Source organism: Hansschlegelia beijingensis (assembly GCF_014196425.1).
GTDB classification, from domain to species: domain Bacteria; phylum Pseudomonadota; class Alphaproteobacteria; order Rhizobiales; family Methylopilaceae; genus Methylopila; species Methylopila beijingensis.
The window spans coordinates 660,202-679,844 of the sequence record NZ_JACIDR010000002.1 but is presented as its reverse complement, the minus strand read 5'-3'; the positions used below and the strand labels follow the sequence as shown (position 1 = coordinate 679,844).

At 69.5% G+C, this 19,643-nt stretch carries 13 protein-coding genes; 5 read left to right on the top strand and 8 right to left on the bottom strand.

Going from position 1 to position 19,643, the window contains the following annotated elements:
• Window positions 1-8 precede the first annotated feature (8 nt).
• From GGR24_RS09705 to GGR24_RS09680, 6 genes are all read right to left on the bottom strand, one after another.
• Complete coding sequence (locus GGR24_RS09705; RefSeq protein ID WP_183395228.1) at window positions 9-1,298, bottom strand: CpaE/TadZ family protein; 1,290 nt, start codon at window positions 1,296-1,298, stop codon at window positions 9-11.
• A 12-nt stretch (window positions 1,299-1,310) separates the two neighbouring features.
• Window positions 1,311-2,048, bottom strand: a complete 738-nt coding sequence (locus tag GGR24_RS09700) for a CpaD family pilus assembly protein (protein ID WP_183395125.1) — start codon at window positions 2,046-2,048, stop codon at window positions 1,311-1,313.
• Window positions 2,049-2,071: 23 nt separating this feature from the next.
• The gene (locus tag GGR24_RS09695; RefSeq protein WP_246398188.1) at window positions 2,072-3,544 is read right to left on the bottom strand and encodes a type II and III secretion system protein family protein; all 1,473 of its coding nucleotides are present in this window, start codon (window positions 3,542-3,544) and stop codon (window positions 2,072-2,074) included.
• A 56-nt stretch (window positions 3,545-3,600) separates the two neighbouring features.
• Window positions 3,601-4,383 (bottom strand): Flp pilus assembly protein CpaB, encoded by a 783-nt coding sequence (gene cpaB / locus GGR24_RS09690; protein ID WP_183395124.1) that lies wholly within the window; start codon window positions 4,381-4,383, stop codon window positions 3,601-3,603.
• A gap of 160 nt (window positions 4,384-4,543) precedes the next feature.
• Complete coding sequence (locus tag GGR24_RS09685) at window positions 4,544-5,044, bottom strand: prepilin peptidase (RefSeq protein WP_183395123.1); 501 nt, start codon at window positions 5,042-5,044, stop codon at window positions 4,544-4,546.
• Window positions 5,045-5,229: 185 nt separating this feature from the next.
• Window positions 5,230-5,391, bottom strand: coding sequence for a Flp family type IVb pilin (locus GGR24_RS09680; protein ID WP_183395122.1), 162 nt, complete (start codon window positions 5,389-5,391; stop codon window positions 5,230-5,232).
• A 391-nt stretch (window positions 5,392-5,782) separates the two neighbouring features.
• On the opposite strand from GGR24_RS09680, the gene GGR24_RS09675 reads away from it, so the two are divergent.
• Window positions 5,783-6,256 carry a pilus assembly protein N-terminal domain-containing protein gene (locus GGR24_RS09675; protein ID WP_183395121.1) on the top strand — a complete coding sequence of 158 codons (474 nt, stop codon included), beginning with the start codon at window positions 5,783-5,785 and terminating at the stop codon, window positions 6,254-6,256.
• A gap of 75 nt (window positions 6,257-6,331) precedes the next feature.
• On the opposite strand, the gene GGR24_RS09670 is transcribed toward GGR24_RS09675, so the two are convergent.
• Window positions 6,332-6,493 carry a Flp family type IVb pilin gene (locus GGR24_RS09670; protein ID WP_183395120.1) on the bottom strand — a complete coding sequence of 54 codons (162 nt, stop codon included), beginning with the start codon at window positions 6,491-6,493 and terminating at the stop codon, window positions 6,332-6,334.
• Between the two features lie 659 nt (window positions 6,494-7,152).
• On the opposite strand from GGR24_RS09670, the gene GGR24_RS09665 reads away from it, so the two are divergent.
• Complete coding sequence (locus GGR24_RS09665) at window positions 7,153-8,826, top strand: formate--tetrahydrofolate ligase (protein WP_183395119.1); 1,674 nt, start codon at window positions 7,153-7,155, stop codon at window positions 8,824-8,826.
• A 31-nt stretch (window positions 8,827-8,857) separates the two neighbouring features.
• Here GGR24_RS09665 and GGR24_RS09660 read toward each other — a convergent pair whose 3' ends face one another.
• Window positions 8,858-9,790, bottom strand: a complete 933-nt coding sequence (locus GGR24_RS09660) for a DMT family transporter (RefSeq protein WP_183395118.1) — start codon at window positions 9,788-9,790, stop codon at window positions 8,858-8,860.
• A gap of 176 nt (window positions 9,791-9,966) precedes the next feature.
• Here GGR24_RS09660 and GGR24_RS09655 point away from each other — a divergent pair, with 176 nt between their 5' ends.
• The 3 genes from GGR24_RS09655 (at window position 9,967) to GGR24_RS09645 (ending at window position 19,641) form a co-directional block, all read left to right on the top strand.
• Entirely contained in the window at window positions 9,967-10,320 is a 354-nt protein-coding gene (locus GGR24_RS09655; RefSeq protein WP_183395117.1) for a hypothetical protein, read from the top strand.
• Between the two features lie 325 nt (window positions 10,321-10,645).
• Window positions 10,646-18,256 (top strand): type I polyketide synthase, encoded by a 7,611-nt coding sequence (locus tag GGR24_RS09650; RefSeq protein WP_183395116.1) that lies wholly within the window; start codon window positions 10,646-10,648, stop codon window positions 18,254-18,256.
• Window positions 18,253-19,641 (top strand): aminotransferase class I/II-fold pyridoxal phosphate-dependent enzyme, encoded by a 1,389-nt coding sequence (locus GGR24_RS09645; RefSeq protein WP_183395115.1) that lies wholly within the window; start codon window positions 18,253-18,255, stop codon window positions 19,639-19,641. Before GGR24_RS09650 ends, GGR24_RS09645 begins: the two co-directional genes overlap by 4 nt.
• Window positions 19,642-19,643: the final 2 nt, after the last annotated feature.

The following is a 19,643-nucleotide window of genomic DNA, read 5'->3' as shown; positions in this document are numbered from 1 at the left end:
GGCCGGCGTCAGCCAGCCTTCTTCCAGTTGATGCGCGCCATGATCGGATCGAGCATCGTCTTCTTGACGCGGCGCGCCTCGCTCTTGCCGGTTAGCTTCTTCGCCAGCTCGAGGAAGGCGTCGTTGACCTTGTTGGACGGCGCCGTCTCGGCGATCATCTGGCCGTTGTTGGCGGCGGTTCCGAACAACTGCGGATCGAACGCCACGATCGCCGACGGCTGCAGGTCGAGGGCCTTGGCGAAGTCGTTCGGCTTGATCTCGGCCCGCTTCGGCACGTTCACTTGATTGAGCACCAGGCGCGGCGCGGCGTCGTTGGGCCGCGCGCTGCGCAGCAGGTCGATGATGTTCTTGGCGTTGCGGAGGTTGGCGAGGTCGGGGCTCGCCACCAGCACGACTTCGTCCGCCGCGATCAGGGTGCGCTTCGACCACGCGGTCCAGACATGCGGGATGTCGAGCACCGCGCACGGCACGTTCGAGCGCAGGATCTCGAGCAGCGGGTCGAACACGTCCTCGTGGAAATCGTACACACGGTCGAGCGTCGCAGGCGCGGCGAGCAGGCTCAGCTGCTCGGTGCACTTCGAGAGCAGCCGGTCGACCAGCGCCGCGTCGAGCCGGTCCGGCGCGAACACCACTTCGGCCACGCCCTGGGGCGGATCCTGATTGAAGTCGAGCCCCGCCGTGCCGAACGCGAGATCGAGGTCCACGACCACGCAGTCGAGCTTCAGCTGGCGCGCGATCGCCCAAGACACGTTGTGCGCGACCGTCGAGGCGCCGACGCCGCCCTTCGCCCCCACGAACGCCACTGTCCGCCCGACAGGGTCCGCGCCCGGCGCGCGGAAGATCTCCGAAAGGGAGCGCACCAGGTCCACGACGCCGAAAGGCGGAACCAGATAGTCGCTGACGCCGAGGCGCATCAGCTCGCGATACAGCAGGACGTCGTTGACCTGACCCACCACGACGACCTTGGTGTCGTTGTCGCAGACCTCCGCCAGCCGATCGAGCGTCTCGAGCAGACGCTCGCGATGCGCGTCGCCCTCGATGACGATGACGTTCGGCGTCGGCGCGTTCTTGTAGGCCTCGGAGGCGGCGAGGCCGCCGCCCATCTGGACCTTGACGTGCGCCTTCTCCATGCGGCGGTCGGAGGTCGACTGCTCGATCAGCCGCGCGATCTCCGGCGTCTCGCAGAACGCCTGGATGGACACGCGGGGAAGCGGCGCGATCACCTGGGCTGCGGCCCCGCCGGACCCATCCGCCTGGCTTCCGAACCCGCCGGCCTGCTCTTGGACGTGCTTGATCATCATGCGTCCCGCTTAGTTGCCGCCGCCGATGGTGCTGACCTGGACGTCCGACTGCCGATAGTCGGTCGTCGTGTCGGTCCCGGCCCGGTATTTCTCCATGACCGTCTGACGGCGCGCCGCGTATACCGGGGTCTCGGTGCGCGGCCTTGCAAGATCTTCCGGATCGGCCACCTGGGCGGCCAGGTTCTGTTGCGCGGCGCAGCCGAAGTTCCAGTACTCCCGGTTCTGCGTCTCGCCGTAGAGATCGCCGCCGCCATAGCCGAGATCTTCCGGCCAGAGACCGCAGGGATGCGGCACCTTCGCCTTCAGCTTCACGAAGCCGAGCTTGACCGGCGCGACGCCAGCGCCATCAGCCGGATAACGCTGGCTGACGATCGAGGTTGCAGGCACGCCGGCCGCAGCGAGCGTGGTGCGGATCGCCGGCAGGGCGTAGTCGGCCGCCCCAGCGCTCGCTCCCCCCGCCGGCACCAGCATGCCGACCGGCCCGCGCCCGTTCTTCCGCCAGTCCGCCGCGAAGGCGCGGATGTCGTCTCTCTGGCGGTCCGTCAGCCCCCTCCGGCCGCCGCCGACCGGCAGATCAAGCCTCGCGGCGCCCTCGGCGAGCACGATCGGGTGACGCTGCGCGTAAGTCTGCGGATAGGAGTCGGCGACGATCCGGTCGCCGTGGCAGCCAGCCAGCGTCAGGGCGGAAGCGGCGACCGCGCCAGCCGCCAGCGCCGCACGGAACGGAGAGTGACGCAAGGAAGTCATTCGGGAACTCCGTTCGGCGTGGCTCAGTCGAGGATGAAGCCGCCGTGATGATGGCTGACGGTCCTCGGATCGATCTCGCCTGGGATCCCGTAGAGGCGGTTCAGGCGGCCGAGCAGCAGGTTCGATTGATCGGTCGGCTCCGCGAAGCCGTCATCGGGGCTGGCGAGCTTCTGGGGCGCCGTCGCCTTGGCGATGTACGGCGTGACGAAGATCGCAAGCTCGGTCTCGTTCTTCTGATAGTCGTTGGAGCGGAACAGCTGCCCCAGAACCGGCAGCTTCATCAGTCCGGGCAGGCCGTTCACGGCCCGCTTGGTCTGCTGCTGGATGAGCCCCGCCATCACGAGCGAGCCGCCGGACGGGATCTCCATCGTGGAGTCCGCGCGGCGGGTCTTGAGGCCGGGGATCGTGGTGCCCGACATCGTCACCGACGTGCTGTTGTCGATCTCGCTGACTTCGGTCGCGACCTTGAGGCTGATCCTCCCGCCCGAGAGAACCACCGGCGTGAAGTTCAGCCCGACGCCGAACTCCTTGAAGGTGACGGTCGCGGTGCGGGTGTCGGCGTCGATGCCGGTGATGATCGGGAATTCGCCGCCGACCAGGAACTTCGCGCTCTCGCCGGAGATCGCCGTCAGGGTCGGCTCCGCCAGCGTCCGGGACACGCCGTTGCGCTCGAGCGCCTGCAACTGGGTGCCGAAGGTGTTGTTCTTGTTGAAGAAGCCGACGGCGGGATTGGTGATCGTGCCCTTGCCGCCGTTCAACAGCGGGTTGAACAGGTTGCTGGGCACGGTTCCGGTCGCGCTGAAGGGGAACAGCGTCGCGCCGACCACCTTCGCGCCGAAGATGTCGAGGCCGTTGGCCGCGTAATCGATCCCGAGTTGCTTCAGGACGTCGCGCTGCATCTCGACGACCTTGACCTTCAGCATGACCTGGTCCTGGTTCTCGATGCGCAGCGCGTTCACGACCTTCTTCGGGTCGGCCATATAGCCGCCGGCGATGTCGATCGCGGTCTGGGCTTCCTGAGCCGACTTGACCGAGCCGGTCACCACCACGCCGTCGCCGACGCCCTCGACCCGAACATTGCCGCCGTCGATCGAGCGGCTGATCGAGGAACGGATCGAGGCCACGTCGCGAGACACGGAAACCTCGTAGGACGCGATCTCGCGCCCCTCGCTGTCGAGGAACTTGACGTCTGTCTGTCCGGGGCCGGCGCCGATCAGATAGGCCTTGCGGGCGGAGCGCACGACGGCGTTGGCGACCGTGGGGTCGGCCACGAAGACTTCCTTCGCGTCACGCGGCAGCGTCACGACATAGGATTTGCCGATGCCGAGATCGATCCGGCTGTCGCGCGCGCCGTAGGCGCCGCTGTCCAGATAGGCCGGGTCGGCTGCGAAGGCGGCCTGCGGCGTCGCGAGCGCAAGCGTGCTGGTCGCCACAAGCAGGGCGCGCAGCGCCCGCTTCACGAGGCCGGTCATGCGGATGCGGCTGTCGATGGGCATCGCGAGACTCTTCGCTTCGGGCATGGCTGAGCGGCGGGCAGAGGCGGAGTGTTCGATCACCGACCGCCTCCGCCGCTCGCGACGCCGTAGCGAACGACGGTGACCTTGCCGCCCCGGTCCTGAGTGGGCTCGCCGGAGGCGTCGACCTGCTCGCCGGAGTCGACCAGCGAGCGCAGGGCGAGCGCGATGGCGCCCTGCTGGCGGCTGAGCGCCAGCTGTTCGGTCTGCATCGGCGAAAGCTCAAGCGTGGCGGTCTTGCCGACCACCACCTTCTGGCCGTCCTTGTCCTCGACGGTCTGGTCGATCGCCAGCACGCGGACGTTCCGGCACAGGGTCTCGGAGTATGACTCGTCCTGCCCGTTCGGCCCCGAGATCTTGCGGGTGAGGATCACGTCGACCCGGTCGTTCGGCAGGATGAAGCCGCCCGCGCCCGTCTCCGGGGAGATCTCGATCGAGATCGCGCGCATGCCTGCGGGAAGGATCGCGGCCATATAGCCCGAGCCGCTGCCCTTGATCAGCTTGTCGGGGCGGATCGGCTCGCCGGCCACGAAGGGCGCCCGGGCGATCGAGCCGCTGGTGTCCTGAATCGCGTCCGGGGCCGTGGACTTCTCCACGAAGGCCGGGTTCGCGGCGTTCTTCGGCCAGGCCTGCCAGCGGACGTCCTCGGCGCGGACCGCCGCGCCCATTCCGATGTCGTTCGCGGCGACCAGCACGTCGACCGTCTCGAGCGGCGCCTGAGCCTGGGGTGGGGCGTCGTTTCCGGACCCGCCGGCCAGCATCGCGGCCCCCGCGGCGGCAACCAGCGCTATCGCGAGGACCACGAGACGTGCGGCTGTCATGATCGTCCCCCGAGGATCAAGGCGGGCTGCGAAGCGCCTGATTTCTTGGGTCGAGCTAAGCAGGCAAACGTCAATTCATGGTTAACGGAGAGAAAGCTATTAGCCGGATTACGGCGCGCGCCGCGATCTCTTGGCTGGCCGGCTAAGCTGCCGGGAAGGATCATCCGAGCCCGGCGAACCAGTTCGTCTCCGGCCACAGGGCGAGAGTGCCGGCGGCGAGCGCCACCCCGTAGGGGACGCCGGACTTCGGATGGTGCAACCGCGCGAGCCAGTCCACCCTGGTGAGCCGCCGCGGCAAGGGCGTGGACCGGTAGTAGAGCGTGGCGAGCGTCAACGCGCCGCCGAACAGCGCGAACAGCACGAACCATGTCAGCAGCGGATCGAAGCCCAGCCACAGCGCGAGGGCCGCGGCGAGCTTCGCGTCGCCGCCGCCGATCCAGCCGGGAATGAACAGCAGAAGCCCGACCACGAGGACGAGCGCGGCCGCCGCCAGGTGAGCGCCTATCTCGGCCAGTCCGAGCCCCGCAAGCGGCGCGGCCGCCGCGAACGCGGCGACGACCACCAGGACCAGCGCGTTCGGAATCGTCATGGTCATCAGGTCGGAGACCGCCGCCACCACCACGAGCGCCGGCAGGACCACGACGACGAAGATTTCAAGCATGGCGTCGCCCTGTCGCGAAAGCGTGCCGTTGATACGGCGAAATCGCTAACAAGGGCCGAACGCCGCTCGGGGACGGGCCGAACGCGGCCCGCCCGGTCGAAAGGTCCCGTCCGCCACGGGTCGGGACCACGCTTGCGCGGGGTCCCGACCGAGGAGCGTCGAGCAGACCTCCGACGGGCCGGCGATTACTGAAGGTTGCTGTTGACGTTCGTGAAGGCGGTGTTCAGCGAACCGCCGACGCCGCGAACGACAGCGATGATCGTGATCGCGATGCCGACGGCGATCAGACCGTACTCGATCGCGGTGGCGCCGGACTGGTCCTTCGCGAAGCGCTTGATGATGCTCATGACAGATCCCTTTGTTGCCGAAGGTTGCGACTGCTCCTGTCCCTCTCCCGCCATCGTCCGGCCGTCGGGAACGTTTCGAGAGGTATCCGCCCGCAGTTGCAATTGGGTTAATCCGAAATGCGATTATTATGTGATTCAAAATGCTGTTAAACGCGGTTAAGGCATCGTTGCGGAAATAATCGAAAACATTTGGAATTTATATCTGGAATACATAAGATTTAGTTTGCCATTTGGCGAAATTCTTTTGACAGGCGCCGGCGAACAGCGCCGGCCGAGAAGGCGATGAAGCCGGCTTCACATCTGGCCAGCTGCGAAGGAGCCCAGGGGGTTTTAGGGATTCATTCACCCAATTCCCCTTTACTGGCGCGCACGAATGTTGGGGAACGACCTCATGACCTCGTCTCTTGCGGCCATGCTGCGCATCGGCGGCCTCTTCGGCGCGCTATCCGTAGGAATGCTTACTCAGCCTGCATTCGCCGCGCAGGACTCTCTGGACGTGGCCGTCGACCGGGCGAGCATCATGCGCGCGCCGGAGGGAACCGCCACGGTGATCATCGGCAATCCGCTGATCGCGGACGCGACCACGCAGCGGAACGGCGTCCTGGTCGTCACCGGCAAGAGCTTCGGCTCGACGAACATCATGCTGCTCGACGGCGCCGGCGCCGTGCTGAGCGAGACGATCGTCAATGTCGGCCGCCCGTCAGATGGAACGGTCGTGGTTCAGAAGGGCGCCAAGCGCGAGAGCTTCGCCTGCAATCCGCGCTGCGAGCCGGTGCTCTCCATCGGCGACAACGCCGAGGCCTTCGCGGCGACCGCGACCCAGATCACCCAGCGCAACGGAATGTCGAGCGCGCGGCCGCAATAGCCAGGAAACAGTTCGGCCGCCCGCGGAGCTCTCCGGGGCGGCCGAGGAAAGACGATAAGACCGTTTTCGGCGATCTTACTTCAGGCCCGTGTTGACGTTGCTGAAGGCGCTGTTCAGCGAACCGCCCACGCCCCTGACGACCGCGATGATGGTGATCGCGATCCCGACCGCGATCAGGCCATACTCGATCGCCGTGGCGCCGGACTCATCCTTCGCGAAAGGCTTGATGATGCTCATGCGAAACACTCCTTACCCGCGGAAATGACGACAGCTCCCCCGGTCGCGCGTCTCTGGATGTCGTCGGCTCGCGGGGAACATTTCGACGTTACCTGCCCGACCTTGCGATTACGTAAATCGACAACCCGAACATTTTGAATAGAGTCGAACTGTTTATCAGCTGATCACGTCTGCCTTGATGGTAGGGCGGAAATCCCGGGGGAAAAGCGCCGCCGTCCGATCCGGCGCAGTCGGCCCTGGTCATCCTTTGTCAATAATTGGGCGCGCAGCCTGCACGAACGGCCCAGCGGCTCTGGGCGCTAGCGAAGCGAGGGCAGCCGCATGCGCATTCAGTCTCCTCGCCTCCAATCGTCGAGCCGCCGCCGGCAGCCGGCGCGGAGCTCGGTGGCCACCTTCCCGGCGCTCGCGTTGGGCTTCGCGATATTCGACGCCGCCTTCCTGACCCTGGCGGGCGACCTGCTCCAGCTTATCGGGCTCGGTCAGTAGAAATTATTTCCTCCGGCGAAACTCTTAGCCGGTCGCCAGGCGCTTTCATCATACCTTCGTCGTGCGCCCGCGGGCTGCGACGAGCCATCGGCTTGCGGCGCCCGCCCGGGCGGGCCAAAACAGCGGCGCCCGGCCCTCCGGGCTCAAGTCCTTTTCGCTGGAGCCGTTGCTGAATGCCGACCGACATCGAGATCGCCCGCGCGGCCGAACTGAAGCCGATCGTCGAGATCGCAGCCAAGGTCGGCGTCCCCGAGGACGCGCTCCACAATTACGGCAAGCACATCGCCAAGGTGGATGATCGGTTCATCGCCGAGCTTCCGGCCAAGCCGAACGCCAAGCTGGTGCTCGTCACCGCGATCAGCCCGACGCCGGCCGGCGAGGGCAAGACGACCACGACCGTGGGGCTCGGCGACGCGCTCAACCTGATCGGCGAGAAGGCCATCATGTGCCTGCGCGAGCCGTCGCTCGGCCCGGTGTTCGGCGTGAAGGGCGGGGCGGCCGGCGGCGGCAAGGCCCAGGTGGTCCCGATGGAGCAGATCAACCTGCACTTCACGGGCGACTTCCACGCCATCACCAGCGCGAACAACCTGCTCGCCGCGCTCGTCGACAACTCGCTCTACTGGGGCAACCCGCTCAACATCGACCCGCGCCGCATCGTGTTCCGCCGCGTGCTCGACATGAACGACCGGACGCTGCGCTCCATCATCTCGGGCGTCGGCGCGCCCACCAACGGCTACACTCGCGAGGCCGGCTTCGACATCACGGTCGCCTCCGAGATCATGGCGATCTTCTGCCTGGCCAAGGACCTCCACGACCTCGAGGAGCGGATCAGCCGCATCGTCGTCGCCTACACGCCGGACCGGAAGCCGATCACCGCGAAGGACGTCGACGCTCAGGGTTCGCTCGGCGTGCTGCTGCGCGACGCGCTGCGCCCCAACATGGTGCAGTCGATCGAGGGCTCCCCGGTCTTCATCCATGGCGGCCCGTTCGCCAACATCGCGCATGGCTGCAACTCGGTGATCGCCACCTCGACGGCGATGAAGCTCGCGGACTGGACGGTGACGGAGGCCGGCTTCGGCGCGGACCTCGGCGCCGAGAAGTTCATGGACATCAAGTGCCGCTTCTCCGGGCTGTCGCCGGACGTGGTCGTGATCGTCGCGACCGTGCGCGCGCTCAAGATGCACGGCGGCATGGCGAAGAACGATCTCAAGACCGAGAACGTCGACGCTCTCAAGGCCGGTCTCGCCAATCTTGGCCGCCACATCGAGAACGTGAAGAAGTTCGGCGTCCCGGTCGTGGTGGCGATCAACCACTTCGTGGCCGACACCGACGCGGAGATCGAGGCGCTTCAGACGGCGGTGCGGCGCGACTTCGGCGTAGAGGCCGTGGTCTGCCGGCACTGGGCGGACGGCGGCAAGGGCGCCGAAGCGCTGGCGCGTGAGGTCGTGCGGGTCGCGAACGAGCAGTCGGCCGACTTCAAGCCGCTTTATCCCGACGACATGCCGCTGCTGCAGAAGGTCGAGACCATCGCCAAGGAGATCTACCGCGCCGACAAGGTGCAGGCCTCCGCGGCGATCAAGAAGCAGCTCAAGGAGTGGGAAGAGGCAGGCTACGGCAAGTTCCCGGTCTGCATCGCCAAGACCCAGAACTCCTTCTCGGCCGACCCGACCGCCTATGGTGCTCCGACCGGCCACACCCTGCCGATCCGCGAGGTCCGGCTGTCGGCCGGCGCAGGCTTCGTGGTGGTGATCTGCGGCGACCTGATGACCATGCCGGGCCTGCCGAAGGTGCCCGCGTCGGCGAACATCAAGCTGCTGCCGGACGGCACCATCGACGGCATCGCCTGACCGCGCGACGCGGCCGGCCCGCCCGGCCGCGTCACGCCTGCTGGGCGATCGCCGGCGCCCGTCCTCGCGCCGCGATCGCGACGCCGACGAGGATCAGCGCGAAGCCGACCGCGTGGAACGGCTGCGGACGCTCCCCCAGGAAGGCGATCGCCATGAGCGCCCCGAACAGCGGCATCAGATGGAAGAAGGGACCGGCGCGGTTCGCGCCGATCAACTCCACGCCGCGGATGAAGAACAGGTAGGCGAGCGTCGACGGGAAGATCGCCACATAGGCGATCGCGCCGGCCGTGGTCGCGTCCAGCGTGGGCGTGCGGCCGGAGGCAAGCTCCGCGGCCAGCAGCGGAAGCAGGAACACCGCGCCAATGCCTATGGTGGCCGTCAGGAACGACAACCAGTGCATGGCGGGCTTCAGCCTGAGCAGCGCCGAATAGAGCCCGTAGATCACCATCGCGACCAGGATCGCGACATCGCCAACGTTCAGATGAATGCGGGCGAGCGCCGCCAGATCGCCTCGGCTGACGATCACCGCGACCCCCGCGAGCGACGCCAGAACGCCGAGCAGCTGAGCGCGGCTCATCAGGTCGCGGAACAGCAGCGCCGTCCAGACGCCGATCAGAAGCGGGCCGGTCGACTGGATGAGCAGCGCGTTCAGCGCCTCGGTGCTCTGCAATCCCCAGTAGGAGAGCGTGTTGTAGGCGCCGATGCCGGTGAGCGCCATCAGGGACAGCCGCCCGAGATTGGCGCGGATCGCCGGCCAGTCTCGCCGCAGATGGGGCAGCGCGAAGCCGATGAGCAGCGTGAAGGCCCCTGTCCAACGTGCGAACGCCAGCGTCACGGGCGGCACGTGGCCGGCCACGAAGCGTCCGAGCACCAGATTGCCGGCCCAGAACAGCGAGGTCAGCGACAGCAGCAGGTAAGGCCGCTGGAACAGGCTCGATCCGATGCGTTCCAGAATGCTGACCATGGAGCTCTGCCGGCCCTGGGGGAGCGTGCGCTATGGCAGCTTCGGCCGAAACCGGTCAACGCGCGGGCGCGCAACGCCGACCTTCCCCCCACGCATGAACGTTCGCCGGGCTCCGAGTGTTAGGTTGCTGCAGCGCAGCGATGATCGCTCAGGCGCCAGCGCAGGCAGGACCGAGTATGGACCCGTTCGAGCTTCTCGATTTGTGGCGCCGGCAGGCCGCCCTCGCCACCGGCTATGCGGCCATGGCGCCGTTCGCCGGCTTTGTCGTCGCCAACCGGCTGGGCAGCATGGTGGCCGAGGCCGGGAGCCCGACGGCGCGCGGCGCGCAGGAGAACTACCGCATGATCACGGAGAAGCTTACGGCGAGCGTCGAAGCGACCTTCGCGGCAGGCCAGGTCCTCGGAGGCCTCGCGACGGCTGCGGGCCCGGTCGCGGCCGCCGGCCTGATGGTCGCCGCCGGCGAGGCGGCGCTGGCGCCGGTCAACCGCGCCGTGCGCGCGAACGCGCGCCGCCTGGCGAAACGCCGTTGAGGCCGGCCTGGCCGATTCGACTTGCAGGGCGCGGCTCATCAACCGAGGGCGCGGGCTGGCGGCCTTTCGCGACTGATGCGGGTATTCCGACACCCCTGAACGGCCCCCGATAGACGCCCCAGACGGCCGCGGTTCGGCGCAGGGGGCGCGCTTGACACCTTTTCGTAAAGCCTCGATAGACGGCCGAAGCCCCCAAACGAACGTCGTCCTGCCCGGCGAGCCGGGCTGCCCCGGAGCCCGGGTTCATGTCTGTTTTCGCGCCGGCCGATAGTCGTCCCATTGATTTGCCGCGCGCGTCGCGCGTCGCGGGGCTGCGTCGCAGCTCATGAGGAAGACGCCTTCCCTCGCGATCGTCGGCCGCTCCTGCCGGCTGCCCGGCGCAAACGACGTCGACGCCTTCTGGTCGCTGCTGGCCGAAGGCCGGTGCTCCGTCACGACCGTCGGCGAAGACCGCTGGAATCACGCGCGCTACCTGCACCCGCGCAAGGGCGAGCCAGGCAAGACCTACACGTTCGCGGCCGGCGTGCTGGACGACATCTGGGGCTTCGACCCTGCGGCCTTCGGCATCTCGCCGCGTGAAGCGGAACAGATGGACCCGCAGCAGCGCCTGTCGCTGCAGCTGGTCTGGGAGGCGCTCGAGGACGCAGGCATTCCGCCCTCCTCGGTGGCCGGATCCGAGACCGGCGTCTATGTCGGCACGTCCTCGCTCGACTACGGCAACCGCATCATTTTCGATCCGGCGTCCGCGGACGCCTATTTCGCGACCGGCAATACGCTATCGATCGTATCAAATCGTATTTCGTACATTTACGATCTGCATGGGCCGAGCTTCACGGTCGACACCGCCTGCTCGTCCTCGCTCGTCGCGCTGAACGAGGCTGTCGCGGCGCTTCGGGCCGGACGCATCGAGCGCGCCATCGTGGTCGGCGTCTCGATCCTGGCGAGCCCCTTCCCGTTCATCACCTTCGCGCAGGCGACGATGCTCTCGCCGCGCGGCCGCTGCCATGCGTTCGACGCCAGCGGCGACGGCTATGTCCGCTCCGAGGGCGGCGTCGCGATCGTGCTGGAGCGCGCCGATGTCGCGCGCGCCGCCAAGCGCCCCATGCGCCTGATGATCGCCGCCTCGGCGGTCAACTCGGACGGCCGCACGGTCGGCATGTCGCTGCCCTCCTCCGAGGCCCAGCTCAGCCTGCTGGAGCGCGTCTACGAAGAGGCCGGCGTCGATCCCGACAGCATCGCCTTCATCGAGGCGCACGGCACCGGCACGCGGGTCGGCGACCCGGCGGAGGCCAACGCGATCGGCGCGGCCGTGAAGCGCCGCACGGTCGGGCCGCTCCCGATCGGCTCGGTGAAGACCAATGTCGGCCACCTCGAGCCGGCCTCCGGCCTGGTGGGCCTGCTCAAGACGGACCTCGCTCTCGAGCACGATCTGCTGCCCGCGAGCCTGCACGTCACCGAGCTCAACCCGGACATTCCGTTCGACGCGCTGAAGCTGCACGTCGCCACGAGCGCGGTTCCGCTGCCGCGCGGCTCCGCGCCGCGCTACGCCGGAGTGAACTCCTTCGGCTTCGGCGGCACCAACGCCCACGTCATCGTCTGCGATCCGACGCCCGAGGACCGGTCCGGCCGCTCCGCGCCGCGGGTCGTCGAGGCGGAAGGCCGCACTCCGGTCCTCGCGCTCTCGGCCCGCACCCGGGAGGCGCTCTCGGCGGTGGCCGGGAGCTACGCCAAGCTGCTCGAGGGCCGCGACCCCGCGGCCGCCCGCCACATCGCGAAGAGCGTGGCCGCGACCCGCGACCTGCTGCCCCGCAGGCTGGTGCTGGAGAGCGACGATCCCTCGACCTGGGCGGCGACGCTCGCCGCGGTCGCCGAAGGCGGCGAGGCCAAGGACGTCGCGATCGACGGCGCGGTCGGCCGCGACGCGCCGGTCGCTTTCGCGTTCTCGGGCAACGGCTCGCAATGGGCCGGCATGGGCCGCAGGCTTCACGCCCACAACGCGACCTTCCGGCAGAAGATCTCCGAGATCGACGCGCGCTTCGCCGCGCTCGCCAAATGGTCGATCGCGGACGCGCTGTTCGCCGACGACCTTCCCGACCGTCTGCGCCGCGCCGAGACCGCGCAGCCGCTGATGTTCGCTGTGCAGGTGGCGACCACCGCGGCGCTCGCCGCCGAGGGGCTGACGCCGGATATCGTGCTCGGCCATTCGGTGGGCGAGGTCGCGGCCGCCGCCGCCTCCGGCGCCTTGACGCTCGACCAGGCTGTGGCGGTCGTTCATTCGCGCAGCGTTCACCAGGAGATCGCCTGGAAGAACGGCACGATGGCCGCCGTTCTGCTGCCGGCGCAGGAAGTCAGCGCGCTGCTGCGCGACGGCGGTTTCGCCAATGTCGAGATCGCGGCGATCAACAGCGAGCGCTCGATCACGATCTCGGGGCCGGAGTCCGAGATCAAGGAGCTCAGCCGCTTCGCCCGCACCCGGCGCGTGCCGGTGCGCGTGCTCGACATCGACTATCCGTTCCACACCGGCCTGATCGACGCCGTGAAGGAGCCGCTGCTGGCCGATCTCGCCGGCCTGCAGCCGGGCGCCACCCAGCGCACCTTCGTGTCGAGCGTCACGGGCGCGGTGATCGACGGAGCCGAGCTCGGCGCCGACTACTGGTGGGAGAACGTTCGCCGGCCTGTGCGCTTCGCCGATGCGGTCGCGGCCGCGGTCGAAGAAGGCGCGCGGGTGTTCGTGGAGATCGGTCCGCGGCCGGTGCTTCAGACCTATCTGAGCGACTGCCTCGCGGCCGCGGAAGTGACCGGCGGCGTGCTGTCCTGCGACGACCACGGCGCCGGCGAGCATGATCCGCTCCGCCGCGCGGTGGCCCGCGTCATCGCCAAGGGCGGCCGGGTCGACCGCGAGCTGGCCTTCGGGAAGCTCGACGGCTCGGCGGTCCGCCTGCCCACTTACCCGTGGCAGAACACCCGTTTCGCGGTCGGCGCGACCGCGGAGGCGCAGTCCTTCTACCGGGGCTTCGACCCGCATCCGCTGATCGGCTCGCGACTGCGCGCGGATTCGGACGAGTGGACTGCTCATCTCGACGCCGCCGTCGTCCCGCTTCTCGGGGACCACAAGGTCTCGGGCCGCGTGATCGTGCCCGGCGCGGCGCTTGCCGAGATGGCGCTCGCGGCAGGCCGCGGCTGGCTCAAGGCCGACGTGGTGGAGCTTGCGGACTTCGAAATCCCGCACGCGCTGACGCTTGAACCCGACTCCATGTCGGAAATCCGCACCCGCGTGTCTCCCGAGAGCCGGACCGTCGAGATCCTTAGCCGTCCGCGCCTGCGAGACGACGGCTGGGTGCTGCATGCCACCGGCCGGGTCTCCGCCCCGCCGACCGTCGCCGCGCAGACGCCGTCGACCCCTGCGCATGACGGCGAGATCTTCCGCGCCGCGGACCTCTACGCCCGCGCCGAGGCCCACGGCCTCGACTTCGGCCCGGCGTTCCAGGTCGTCGATCACGTGGTTCGCTATGGGCCCGACCGCCTGTCCGTCCGCCTCCGTCCGGAGGGCGACCGCAAGGGCGAGCGCGACGCGCGCTACGGCCTGCACCCGGCCGATTTCGACTCCTGCTTCCACGCCCTGCTGACGCTGTTCGGCGTTCATGGCGACCGGCCGGACGTGACGTACCTGCCGATGCGTTTCGGCTCGCTGCGGCTGCTCAAGCCGGGCGCGGCCATCGCGGGCGCGGAAATCGTGGTGCGCCGCCTCAGCCCGCGCTCGATCGACGCGACCTTCACGATCCTGGGCGCCGACGGCGAGATCGTCGCGGTGCTGGCGGACGCGCGCTTCCGCGCGGTCACGCTGTCCCGGCGTACGCCGCTCGGGCGGCTGTCCTACCATTACGCTCCGGCGCTTGTGGGGGCCTCCGAGGGGGCCTCGGCCCCGGCCCCGACCGGCGAGGAGCTCGCCGCAAGGGCGGCGGCTCTCGGCCTGACCGCGACGGGCGACGTCGAGCGGCCGGAAGACGACCTTCTTCTGGAAGCCTTCGCGGTCGCGGCCGCGCATGAAAGCCTGTCGGCGATCTTTGGCCGAAAGCGCCAGGGCGCGATCGCGGACCTCATCAAGCGAGGCCGGCTGGCCGCCGCCTCTGCGCCGCTCGCCTACAGCCTGCTCGGGCTGCTGGAGCATCAGGGTCACGCGACGGCCCAGGGCGACGTCTGGACGCTCGTGGCCAAGACCGGCCTGCCGCCGTCGGCCGAGATCATCCGCACGATCATCGCCGACTTCCCCGATCGCGGCGCCGAATGCGTGTTCGCGACGCGCGCCGCGGTCCTGCTGCCGAAGGCCCTCAGGGACGGCCCGCTCGCGTCGCCCTATGGCGCCTCCACGCTGGCCCACGCCGGCAGCGCGGCGCCGCTGGTCTCCGCCGGCGTCACGGCCGTGGCCGAGACGGCCGCCGACCTGGTCGCGCAGAGCCCCGCCGGCCAGCCTATCCGCATCCTCGAGATCGGCGCCGGCTCCGGCGCGCTGACCCGCCGGCTCGCCCCGCTCGCGCGCGATCCACGCGTCACCCTGGTGGTGACGGATCCGGACGCGACCGCGGCGGAGCGGCTGCGCTTCGCCTTCGCGGGCGAGCCAAACGTCACGGTCGAGCAGTTCGACCTCGCCGCCGACGGCGCGGATGTCGGCAGGTTCGACCTCGTGGTCGGCTCGCTCGGCTGGGGCGCCACGGTCGCTGCGTCCGACGCCATGCGCCGTCTCGGCGCCCGGATCGCGGACGGCGGACGGCTCGTGCTGGCGGCTCTGGAGCCCACCCCGTTCCTGGACGTCGTGTTCGGCGTGCAGGCCGGCTGGTTCGAGCGCTCCGCCTCGCCGGAATTCCCGGTCGGCGGCGCGAGGTCCTCGGCGGACTGGACGGCCGACCTCGGCGACGCCCGGCTTCCCGATCAGGCGATCGCCCCTGTCGCGGGCGCGCGCTCGCCGATCTCGCTCGTGCTCGCCGCCAAGCGGCGGCGCGCGACCGCGGCCGTCGAAGCGGCCGCGCATGTCGCGCCGCTCGTGCTCGTGGCCGAGACCCCCGGCGCGGCCGAAGGGCTTTCGCTCGCGATCGCGCGTGCGATCGAAGGTCTCGGCCGACCGGTCACTGTGCATCAGGCGCCCGCCGGCGCTGGGCGCTCGAACGGCAAGACCAATGGCCATGCCCATGCCGAGCAGGGCTGGGCCCCGGCGGCCGAGCTCGGGCTGCGGGCCCCCGCCAAGGGAGCGACCGGGGCCTCGGCCGACGTGATCGCTGTGTTCGACGCGGCCGAAGGCGCGCTGTCGGCCGCGACCGCGGACCGGGCGGGACGGCTGCTGTCGCTCGCCCGCGCGGTGCATGACGTGTCGGCGCGCCTCTGGGTGGTCGCGCCCGGCGCGCTCGCGGGCGGCCTTGGCGCGGGAGAGGATCGTCCGGAACAGGCCGCGCTGACCGGTTTCCTTCGCGTCGTGCGCAACGAGCTGCGCGGCGTGGACATCCGTCTGCTGGACGTGTCCTCGCAGCTCAGCCTGGACGATGCGGCTCGCGCCGTGGCGGCCGAACTCGCCGCGCCCAAGGATGACGTCGAACTCGCGATCACCTCCGAGGGCGTTCTGGCCCCGCGGCTCCGGCCCGGCCTGCCGGAATTCCCGGTCGCCGCCTCCGACGCCGAGGGCGCTCGCGTCGCGGCGCTCGAATCCGGCCGCGACGGCGGCCTCGACGACCTGTCCTGGGTCGCCGCGCCGGCCCTCGACCCTGCCGAGGGCGAGGTCGCGATCGATGTCTCCGCCGTCGGCCTGAACTTCCGCGACGTGATGTGGGCTCTCGGCCTTCTGCCCGAAGAAGCGCTCGAGGACGGCTTCGCCGGTCCCGGGCTTGGCATCGAATGCGCCGGCGTCGTGACCGCCGTCGGGCCGGGCGTGAAGCGCTACCGGGTCGGCGACCGCGTCGTGGCGTTCGCCTCCGGGGCCTTCGCGTCGCGCGTCGTGACGTCTGAAACCGCCGTGGCCCCGCTGCCGGACTCGATCAATTTCGAGGAAGGCGCGACGATCCCGGTGTGCTTCCTCACCGCCTATTATGCGCTCCAGCATCTCGCCCAGCTTCGGCGCGGCGAGTGGGTGCTGATCCATGGCGGCGCCGGAGGCGTCGGACTTGCGGCGCTGCAGATCGCGCTCTGGAAGGGCGCCAAGGTCATCGCGACGGCCGGCTCCGACGAGAAGCGGGACCTGCTGCGCGCGCTCGGCGCGACGCACGTTCTGTCGAGCCGCAGCCTCGAGTTCGTCGACGAGGTGAAGAAGCTCACCGGCGGCGAAGGCGTCGACGTGGTGCTGAATTCGCTGTTCGGCGAGGCGATGGAGCGCTCCCTGAGCGTGCTGCGCCCGTTCGGCCGCTTCCTCGAGCTCGGCAAGCGCGACTACTACGCCAACAGCCGTCTCGGGCTCCGTCCGTTCCGCCGCAACATCAGCTATTTCGGCATCGACGCCGATCAGCTGCTGATCCACCGCGGGGATCTCGGCCAGCGCCTGTTCGGCGAGTGCATGAAGCTGTTCGACAAGGGCGTGTTCGCGCCGCTGCCCTACCGGGCCTATGAGGCGAACGACATCGGCGACGCCTTCCGGCTGATGCAGCAGTCCGGCCATGTCGGCAAGATCGTGGTGCGGCCGCTCGACCCGGCCCAGCTCGGCGAGACCACGCCGCCCGCGTTCCGCGCGGCCGAGGGCGCGCATGTGCTGGTCGGCGGCCTCGGCGGGTTCGGGCTCGCGACCGCCGAATGGCTGGTCGCCAACGGAGCCGACAGGATCGCCCTGATCGGCCGCTCCGGCGCCTCCACCCAGGCGGCCCGAGACGGCGTCGCCCGCGTCGAGGCGGCCGGCGCCAAGGTCAAGGTGTTCGCCTGCGACGCCGCGGACGCCGCCGCTCTGGAGAAGGCGCTCGACGAGACCCGCCGCGACCTCGGTCCGATCGGCGGGGTCTGGCACGTGGCCATGGTGCTCGACGACGCGCTGCTCGCCAATCTCGACGAGGCGCGGTTCGAGGCCGTGCTGCGGCCGAAGATCGACGGCGCGCATGCGCTCGACAAGCTGACGCGCCAGGACCCGGTAAAGCAGTTCGTGGTCTATTCCTCGGCCACGACGGTGATCGGCAATCCGGGCCAGTCGAACTATGTCGCGGCCAACATGTGGCTCGAGTCGCTGGTTCGCGTGCGTCGGCGCGAGGGGCTTCCGGGCCTCGCGATCGCCTGGGGCGCGCTCGGCGACGTGGGCTACCTGGCCCGCACCGGCGAGGTGAAGGAGAAGATCCAGAAGCGTCTCGGCTATCAGACCCTCTCGGGCGCCGAGGCGCTGGAGGGACTGGGCCGCGTGCTCGCACATGACGACCTCCGCCTCGAGACCGCGGTGATCACGATCGCCCCGCTCGACTGGGGCGCGGCGCGGCGCGATCTCGCCTTCCTGGCGTCGCCGATGTTCGCCCAGGTGGTGGCTGGCGCCGAGATGGGGCCGCAGGACTCCGTCGAGACGATCGACCTCGCCGCGCTCGTCCGCGGCAAGGACGCCCGCGAGGCGCGCGACATCGTGGCGGAGATCCTCGCCGGCGAGGTCGGGCGCATCCTCAAGCTGCCGGCCAAGGAGATTTCTCCGCAGCGGCCGCTCGCAGAACTTGGGATGGACTCGCTGATGGGCCTCGAGCTGCGGATGAGCGTCGAACGTCGCTTCGACATCGAGCTGCCGCTCGTGGCGATCGGCGACTCGACGACGCTGACCACGATCGCGCAGTCGATCGTCAGCCGCATCCATGAGCCGGACGCGGGCGCCGAGGCGGGCTCGGTCAACGCCGACCTCGTCAACCGTCACATCGGCGACGACGTCGCTCACGCGGAACTCGCCGAGTTCAGCGAAGCCGTCGAAGCGCGCCGCGCGACGCTCGGGCACGTCACCGGATGAGCGGCCGGCGCGGAATCGGCGCACTCTCCCGTTCGGCCAAGGACGGCATCCTGGGCGCGCTGCGCGCGACCCCGAAGCCGGAGGCGCGCGGCGAGACGGCCGCCGCCGCGCGGCCGGCGCGCAAGCGCAACGACCGCTTCGCCGACCTTCAGGAGCTGAAGGACATCAAGACCCAGCAGGCGGTCACCGACCTGCTCGGGGTGACGAACCCGTTCTTCCGCCTCCACGACGGAGTCGCGGGAGCGACCACGCATATCGACGGCCGCACCGACATCAACTTCGCCTCCTACAACTATCTCGGCCTGAACGGTCATCCGGAGGTCGCCGCAGCGGCCAAGGCCGCGATCGACCACTACGGCGTCTCGGTCTCGGCGAGCCGCCTCGTCGCCGGCGAGCGCCCGATCCATCGGGAGCTCGAGCGCCGCATCGCGGACTTCTACGGCGTCGAGGCCGCGATCGCCTTCGTCAGCGGCCACGCCACCAACGTGGCCGCGATCGGCCACCTGATGCGTCCGAAGGACCTCATCGTCTACGACTCGCTCGCCCACAACTCGATCGTGGTCGGCGCGACGCTGTCGGGCGCCACCCGCAGGCTGTTTCCGCACAACGACCTCGACGCGCTGGAGGAGATCCTCGCCCAGCAGGCCCATTCGCATGAGCGCGTGCTGGTCGCCGTGGAAGGCCTCTACAGCATGGACGGCGACTTCCCGGATCTCGCGCGCCTGGTCTCGCTGCGCGACCGCTACGGCTTCTGGCTGATGGTCGACGAGGCCCATTCGCTCGGCGTTCTGGGCAAGACCGGCCACGGCGTCGCCGAGGAATGCGGCGTCGACCCGCGCGACGTCGACATCTGGATGGGCACGCTGTCCAAGACGCTGTCGGGTTGCGGCGGCTTCATCGCCGGCTCGGCGGCGCTCGTCGAATACCTCAAGTTCACCGCCCCCGGCTTCGTCTATTCGGTCGGCATGCCGCCCGCGGTCGCGGCCGCCGCGATCGCCTGCTTCGACCTGCTGGAGCGGGAGCCGGAGCGGGTGACGCAGCTGCGCGCCAACGGCGTGCGCTTCGTCGAGAAGGCCAAGGAGGCGGGTCTCGACGTCGGCTCCAGCACCGGGCTCGCCATCGTGCCCGTGATGGTCGGCGACTCGCTGCGGGCCGTCCACCTGTCCAACAGGCTGCTGGAGCGCGGCGTGAACGCGCTTCCGATCATCCATCCGGCGGTGCCGGAGCGCTCGGCTCGGCTGCGCTTCTTCATCACCAGCGAGCACACGCCGGAGCAGATAGACGAGGCGGTCGCGATCACCGCCGACGAGCACGCGAAGCTGGCGAAGGCGGGGTTCGGCATCAAGATGGCCGCAGCCCTGGCCAAAGCGACCCGGCCGAGCTGACC